The following is a 4,520-nucleotide window of genomic DNA, read 5'->3' as shown; positions in this document are numbered from 1 at the left end:
TAAGACAAAGACTCTATTGTATTTTTTCATATCTATCACTTCCTAAATAAATTAATTTTAGAATAGTGTTATTAATCATTCATATTATAAAAGTATCTTAAGATAGATTTAATAATCTAGCACATAGAATTTTCTCTTTTTAAAAAATTGGTATATAATATATTATACATATTAAATACTTTAAAATATAAATTAGCATTTACAAAAAATGTTGATATATAGACTATAGGGGTAGAAAATGGAAAAATATAAAATAGAATTAAATAAAGGTAGTAGTAAGTATTTGCAGATTTACAACTACATAAAAAAATTAATAATAGACAATGATATAAAAGAACATGAAAAACTGCCACCAATACGAAAATTAGCAGATTATATTGGTGTGAATAATGCAACAATAGTAAAAGTCTATGAACTTCTAGAAAATGAAGGATACATATATAAAATCGTGGGCAGTGGAACATTTGCTTCAAACATAAAACTTAAAAAAAAGAAAACAATAGAAAAAAAAGAGGGATTAATACACTTTGATAGTGGAAATCCATCAGCAGATATGTTTCCTATTGATGATTATAAAAAAGCTATAAATATGGCGCTTGAAAATGATGGGCCTTCTATTTTTAATTATGACGAAGGTAAGGGCTCTATAGAATTAAGAGATAAGATATGTGAGTATTTAAAAGACAGAAAAATAAATACAAATATAGAAAATATACAAATTATATCTGGAGCTCAACAAGGTATAGATATAGTATGTAAGGGGCTTATAAATTATTCAGATGTTGTATTTGTAGAAGAACCAACATATAATGGTGCATTGGAGGTTTTTAAAAGTAGAGGTGCGAAAGTAATATCAATACCGATGTTGGATGATGGAATTGATATTGGAATATTAAAACTTAAACTTGAAAAAATCAAACCAAAATTAATATATGTTATGCCTAATTTTCAAAATCCAACAGGAATATCTTATTCAACTTATAAAAAGAAAAAATTAATAGAGTTGTCAGAGGAGTATGATTTTTATATACTAGAAGATGACTTCATAAGTGATTTTCCTTTTGACTCAGAAGATAATCTTCCACTTAAGAGTTATGACAAAAATAACAGGGTAATCTACATAAAGAGTTTTTCAAAAATTTTAATGCCTGGACTTAGAATCGGTATGGTTGAAATACCTATGGAATTACAGTCTCAGATTTTATGGGCTAAATATTCTTCTGATATATCAACCCCAGGTTTAATACAAAAATCAATGTTTTATTATATGAACTGCTTTAATTGGAAACAATATTTAAATAATATAAATAATATCTATTATGAAAAATATAGTTTAGCTAAAAAATTAATAGATAAAAAAATAAGCAACAAATTAAAAGTTAGAAAATCAGCTGGAGGTATTAACTTTTTCTTTGAACTTCCAAGAGGATATTTGTCGAGTGATTTTTACAATTTTCTTTTAGAAAGAGGAGTTGTAATCACTCCAGGAACATATTTTTTTGATAATTCAATGGATGACAGATATTTTAGAATAAATATAGCGAATTCATCTCTAGAAGATATTAAAGAGGGAATAAATAGAATAAGTGATAGTTTAGATGTTTTTTTAGCTAATTATAAAGAAAAACAAAACTTAAAAAGTAACAAAATTTTTTATTAAATAAGTAAAGGAGAAGCTAAAGAATAAAGGTCTTTGGCTATAGTAAAGATGGTAGATCAAAAGAAAATAGACAGAATAAATGAACTTGCAAGAAAAAATAAGGCAGAAGGTTTAACACCAGAAGAAATAAAAGAAAGAGATGCATTAAGAAAAGAATATTTAGCAAACTTCAGAAAAAGTTTCAGAGCTAGATTAGAAAATATAGAAGTAGTTTCACCAGAAGAATACGAAAAACGTATGAAAGAAAAAAAAGATAACTAGAAACAAAAGGCATATGGAGGGATCAAAGATGAATCTTAAGTACGAGCTGAGAAATGGATGGAAAGTTATAAATGAGATGAATAACATGGATGCAGTTATGGAATATTCAAATCAATATATGGACTTTCTAGATAAGGGGAAAACAGAGAGAAGATGTGTTAAAGAAATTGAAAGATTAGCTATAGAAAATGGATTTAAATCAATTTCAGATATAGAAAAAGTAGTACCTGGAGATAAAATATATGCTATAAATAGAGACAAAAACATAGCTTTATTTGTAATAGGAAAACAAGATATAGAAAAAGGTCTAAGAATTATTGGAAGTCATATAGACTCACCTAGATTAGACTTAAAACCAAACCCACTATATGAAGATGACAATATGGGATATTTTAAAACTCACTACTACGGTGGAATCAAAAAATATCAATGGGTCACTATACCACTTGCTATGTATGGAGTTGTAATATTAAAAGATGGAAGCAAAGTTGAAATAAGTATTGGGGATGAAGAAGGTGACTCAGTATTTTGTGTAACAGATTTACTTCCACACTTAGCGGCAAAACAAAGACAAAAAACTCTTGAAAAAGGTATAGAAGGCGAGGATTTAAATCTATTAATCGGAAGTATACCAGATGAAGACCAAGAAAAAGACAAAGTCAAAATGAATATTTTAAATCTATTAAATTCTAAATATAATTTAGTAGAAGAAGATTTTATAAGTGCTGAGATAGAAGTAGTTCCAGCAGGTAAATCTAGAAATCTTGGATTTGACAGCTCTATGATACTATCTTATGGACATGACGATAGAGTTTGTTCATTTGCAGGAGTAAAAGCTATCCTTGAAACAGAAAATCCTGAATATACTGCATCAGTATCATGTGCTGATAAAGAAGAAACAGGTTCTAATGGAAACACAGGTATGCACTCTAGATTTTATGAAAATACAGTAGCAGAGCTTATAAATATGCAGACTACTTATTCTGATTTAAAAATTAGAAGAGCATTTTCAAATTCTAAAGTATTATCAGCAGATGTAAATGCAGGTTATGATCCGATTTATTCATCAGTATATGAAAAAAATAACTCTTGTCATATAGGATATGGAGTGTGTATTTCTAAATATACTGGAGCTAGAGGTAAAAGTGGAACAAGTGATGCAAATGCTGAATTTGTAGGCGAAATAAGAAGCATATTTAATGAAGCAAATGTAGTATGGCAAAGTGGCGAATTAGGTAAAGTTGATGAAGGTGGCGGTGGAACAATCGCGTATATATTAGCAAACTATGATGCACAAGTTTTAGATTGTGGAGTAGGAGTGCTTAGTATGCATGCACCTTATGAAGTAATATCAAAAGCAGATATATTTGAAATGTATAGAGGATATAAGGCATTTCTTAATAAATAATAAAAAATAAAAAGCTGGTTAGAGATTTAGATCTTATAACCAGCTTTTTATTTTTTATCGAAATTTTAATTAAATATAAAAATGATGATTTTTAATATAAAAATATAACTTTTTATTGAAATATCAACAAGATTTCGTGGCATTGATTATCAGTATCACAAACGTAAAACTCACAATATATAATAAAGTTGTTGATTTTATTTACAATTTTGTTATATTATTAAAATATAGAAATAAATTACAAAATTTTAATATAATAGGAAATTCTATTACAAAAGGTTTACAACTACTACAAAACTATTTTTTTATTTATAGAAATATGTATAATTATAAATAAGAAAATCTTTTTTTTGAAAATATGATATGTTGTACCAATTATAAAAGAAAAGGAGGGCTAGCATATGAAGTATATTAAAAGATTAGTTTTAACAATGATACCAGTAGTATTCTTAATGGGATGCTCAGCTTCAAATATGAAAACAAAAAATGTTTCAAAAGAAGCAATAGAGAGAAATACTATGACAAAAGTACAAAGTGACGTAAATGTAATCATGAATAAAAGCGACGATTACGTTCTTCAAAATATGGGAAGCCCATACAGTACAATATATTCTTTAAAAATAGACAAGGTAAAAAACTTTGAAGATTTAAAGAAAATGGTCGATAAAAATATGGATGATGTAGAAATACTAAGTAAGGGATTATTATATCCTAAATATACATCAGATTATAACTTAGATGGAAGTGCACTATATATTGCATTAAAAAATAATAAAGTAAATGAAGTGGAAACTTGTGATTTTAAAAATTTAGATGTATCATCATTGATGGATGAAAAGGCAAACGCCGTAATTTCAGCATATACTGATTATAACAGTTTAAGTTCTGAAAATATCAAAAAAGAAAAACTTAATAAGTATATTGGAGAAGATAAGAGCAGTATATCATCAATAACTAAAAATAAAAAATGTGCTTATAGTATTTATATGGATGTAGACGGAGGAGTCGACATAGACATATACAGTATAAAAGACAGCGACTTTTTAGTTATAGCATATAAAGACAATAAAATTACTTATATAGAACAAAGAGACTGTACTAATATAGTATCGGGAATACATCAAATTATTGATTATGATTTTGTATCAAATATAGTTGATACTGGGGGCGAATCTTTCAAAGAACCTTGGT

General features: G+C 27.0%; 4 protein-coding genes. All 4 read left to right on the top strand.

From position 1 onward, the window contains the following. The first annotated feature begins 238 nt into the window (after positions 1 to 238). Entirely contained in the window at positions 239 to 1,660 is a 1,422-nt protein-coding gene (locus tag I4U58_RS12735) for a PLP-dependent aminotransferase family protein (RefSeq protein WP_195931718.1), read from the top strand. Positions 1,661 to 1,693: 33 nt separating this feature from the next. Continuing rightward, entirely contained in the window at positions 1,694 to 1,921 is a 228-nt protein-coding gene (locus I4U58_RS12730) for a DUF896 domain-containing protein (protein WP_330593190.1), read from the top strand. A gap of 28 nt (positions 1,922 to 1,949) precedes the next feature. Beyond that, positions 1,950 to 3,329, top strand: coding sequence for an aminopeptidase (locus I4U58_RS12725; protein ID WP_195931717.1), 1,380 nt, complete (start codon positions 1,950 to 1,952; stop codon positions 3,327 to 3,329). A 401-nt stretch (positions 3,330 to 3,730) separates the two neighbouring features. Beyond that, positions 3,731 to 4,520: hypothetical protein (locus I4U58_RS12720; RefSeq protein ID WP_195931716.1), on the top strand; the 790-nt coding region annotated here is incomplete at its 3' end.

Origin of the sequence: Clostridium sp. 1001270J_160509_D11, assembly GCF_015667935.1 — a bacterium.
GTDB lineage: Bacteria > Bacillota > Clostridia > Peptostreptococcales > Peptostreptococcaceae > Intestinibacter.
The sequence above is the reverse complement of the archived record's forward strand: the minus strand, read 5'-3'. Positions and strand labels throughout refer to the sequence as shown.